Consider the following 3,651-nt stretch of genomic DNA (forward strand, 5'->3'; position numbering starts at 1 on the left):
GGCCGGGCCTCGGGGGTGGCGGGAAGGCCGGCGGTCTTCTCCTGCGAAGCGTTCTCCTGCGACACGTGCGCGCTCCTCACTGAGAACGGTTGACCGGGAACGGTCAATAACCGGGACGGTCACGAACCGGGACGATCACGAACCGGGCGGGCGATGGGTACGGCTGCGATGGCTACGGCTGCGCTGGACTGCCGGGGCGGACCGCTGGGGCGGACGGTGGCCGCCCGGTGCGAGCAGGCGACGGGCGACGGGCGGGGCCGGTGGTCCGGGGACGCGGCCCCGCCCGGTGCGCGGGTCAGCGGAAGCGGAAGGCCTTCATCAGCTTCAGGCCGACGGTGAGCACGTTCGCGTACTGCTCGTCGCTCAGGCCGAACGACGGCGCCAGCGGCATCACCCGCTGCACGGCGACGGTCTGCGCCTCGGTGTACTTGAGGATGCCCTCGGAGCCGTGGCGGCGGCCGAGGCCCGAGTCCTTCATGCCGCCCATCGGCGACCGGGCGCTTCCGTAGGCCGGCGCGAAGCCCTCGTTGATGTTGACGGTGCCGGTCTGCAGCCGGGCCGCGATGCGCCGTGCGCGCCGGGTGTCCTTGGACCAGACCGAGGAGTTGAGCCCGTACTCGGTGCCGTTGACCCGCTCGACGGCCTCGTCGGCGTCGCTGAAGCGGTAGACGGAGACGACCGGGCCGAAGGTCTCCTCGGAGCAGACCGCCATGGGGGCCTCGACGCCGTCCAGGACGGTCGGCTCGTAGAAGTAGGGGCCGACGTCCGGCCGGGCGACGCCGCCCGTGAGTACCCGGGCGCCCTTGGCGACCGCGTCCTCGACGTGCCGGGCGACGGTCTCCAGCTGGCGTTCGCTGACGAGGCAGCCCATGTCGGCGCCGTAGCCGATGAAGTTGCCCAGCCGCACCGCCCGGGTGCGGGCGACGAACCGTTCGAGGAAGGCGTCGGCCACCGCCTCGTGGACGAAGAGCCGCTCGATGGAGATGCAGAGCTGGCCGGCGGTCGAGAAGCAGGCGCGTACGGCGCCCTCGGCGGCCTTGTCCAGGTCGGCGTCCTCCAGGACCACCATGGCGTTCTTGCCGCCGAGCTCCAGCGAGACGCCGACCAGGCGGGCGGCGGCACGTTCGGCGACCTCGCGGCCGGTACGCGTGGAGCCGGTGAACGAGACGTAGTCGGCGTGCCGCACCACCTCGGGTCCGACCACCGGGCCCTCGCCGAGGACGACCTGCCAGACGTCGGCGGGCAGCCCCGCCTCGATCAGCACCTCGCGCGCCCACAGGGCGGTCAGCGCGGTCTCGGTGTCCGGCTTCATCACCACGGCGTTGCCCGCCGCGAACGCGGGCAGCGCGTCGCCGACGGACAGCTCCAGCGGGTAGTTCCACGGGGCGATCTGGCCGATCACGCCGCGCGGGTGGCGCAGCTCCTCGACCTTGGTGAGCAGCGGCACCGCGCCCAGGTGCCCCTTGGGGGCCAGGTAGGCGGGCGCCTTGCGTCCGTAGTGGCGGGCGGCCATGGCGACGGCCTGCAGCTCCTCGTGGGCGTGCAGGCGGGCCTTGCCGGTCTCCGCCTGGACGATGTCGAGGATCTCGCTCTGCCGCTGCAGCACGAGGTCGTGGAAGCGCAGCAGGACGGCGGCGCGGCGCCGTACGGGGACGGCGGCCCATGCCTTCTGGGCCACGCGGGCCCGCGCGAACGCCTCCTCGACCTCCGCCACGGAGGATTCCGGCAGCTCGGCGAGCCGTTCACCGGTGAACGGGCTGTGGTTGTACGTCCGGCCGGAGCCGGCCACGCCCTTGGTCAGCCGGGCCACCAGCTCCGGTGTGACCGCCTCCCCGACGGCACGCGCGCCGGACGGGGCGGTGGCCACCGGATTGGCGCCGACGCCGTTGTGGTCTGTCTCCCGTGCCTGTGCGGCCTGCGTGTCCGTCATGAGGCGCAGGGTATGACGGCCGAAACACTTTGGGTACCCATCGGTAACCCCCCTTCACGTCGTGATCACATTGTGCCAGTGATCGCTGGCACAAAAGCGCTGATCAGGGGTTGTGTGACGGGAGACGCGTCCGCGGAACTCTTTTCCGGCCCTCTCCGGGCGTCCGGCCCGCCCGGGGTCGCCGCCGGGCTCGTCAGGCCGGGTCGAACTCCAGGGTGTCGATCACCTGCTGTGCCACTTCCTTGCCCCGCGGGGTGACGTCGCCCCTGCCCGGGTAGCGGATCACGACCCGGTACATCTGCTTGTCCTTGTTCTCGTAGTAGAAGATCCGCAGTTCGGTCGGGCGCGGGTCGCCGTAGTCGGTGCTCTTGAAGCTGACGGTGTTCTCGGCGGCCGGGCGGTCCTGGTGCTTCGCGTTGGGCGAGAGCCGGGTCTCCGGCTTCTCGGGCATCTGGAACTCGGACTCCCCGGACTTCTGGAACTGCTCGTTCTCGGCGTACATCTGCGCCTGCGGACTGGCGGCGACGTCCTGCAGGGTGTTCTCGCGCGAGTACCGCTCGGCCTTCACCCAGATGACGCCGCTGGGGTCGGTGTAGCTCACCCACTCCTCGTCGTCGTCCTCCTCGGGCCGGGTGACCTGGTAGGAGGCGGGGACGCTGAGGGTGAGGCCGAGAGCCTGCTGGGGGCGCGGCTTCCAGTCGTCCGGCAGGGACCCGCCGAAGGGATCGGCGAGCACCAGCCAGGTCGCCAGCGCCGCGGCCACCACGGCGGCCACCGCGCCGAACAGCACCTTGCGCGGCACCCACACGCCGCCGGCGCGCGGCGACGCGGGACGCGGCGGGGCGGGCGGCGCCGGGGGACGCAGCGCGGCCTCCAGCAGGCGGCGCGCTCCCGCGTGGTCGAGCCGGTGCGCGGGGTCCTTGCGCAGCAACCCGGTGATCACCTCGGCGAGCGGGCCGGGGACGCCGGTGGGCAGGGGCGGCTCCGCGTTGAGGACGGCCTGCAGGGTGGCCGGGACGTTGCTGCGGCGGAACGGCGAGACGCCCTGGGTCGCCGCGTAGAGCACCACGCCCAGCGACCACAGGTCGGATGCCTCCCCGGGGCGCTGCCCCAGCACCCGCTCGGGGGCGACGTACTCGGGGGAGCCGACGAAGGCGCCGGTGTCGGTGAGGCTGGTGTCGCCCTCGGCCTGGGCGATGCCGAAGTCGGTGAGCACGACCCGGTCGTGGTTGCCGAGCAGCACGTTCTCCGGCTTGACGTCCCGGTGCAGGATCCGCGCCGTGTGCACGGCCTCCAGCGCGCCCAGCACCTCGAGACCGATCCGGGCCGCCTCGGTGGCGCCGAGCGTGCCCTCCCGCAGGACGTCGCCCAGGGAGCGGCCGCGCACCAGCTCCATCACGATCCAGGGCCGGCCGTCGACCAGCGCCACGTCGTGGACGTTGACCACGGCGGGGTGGTCGGTGCGGGCGGCGGTGGTGGCCTCCCGCCGCATCCGGGTGTACAGGTTCTCCTGCTCGGCGGCGGGGAGGTGGTCCGGGACGCGGGGTTCCTTGACCGCGACCTCGCGGCCCACCGTCTCGTCCGCGGCCCGCCAGACGGTGCCCATGCCGCCGTGGCCGAGGCGGGAGAGCAGCCGGTACCGGCCGGCGATCAGCCGGCCCGCTCCGGGGTCCTGCGCGCCGGACTGCTGCGGCACCGCCTGGGCGGGCGTCTGCGGATGG

2 protein-coding genes are annotated in these 3,651 nt (G+C 73.2%); both read right to left on the minus strand.

Features of this window, described 5'->3' with window-relative positions; all coding sequences use genetic code 11:
* Positions 1–295: 295 nt before the first annotated feature.
* A complete protein-coding gene (locus ACOV8S_RS16930) occupies positions 296–1,930 on the minus strand; it encodes a succinic semialdehyde dehydrogenase (protein ID WP_448318631.1) in 1,635 nt (544 codons plus the stop codon).
* A gap of 193 nt (positions 1,931–2,123) precedes the next feature.
* A partial coding sequence (locus ACOV8S_RS16935) for a serine/threonine-protein kinase (protein ID WP_448318632.1) occupies positions 2,124–3,651 on the minus strand: 1,528 nt, incomplete at its 5' end.

It is taken from the genome of Streptomyces sp. CO7 (genome assembly GCF_053474865.1).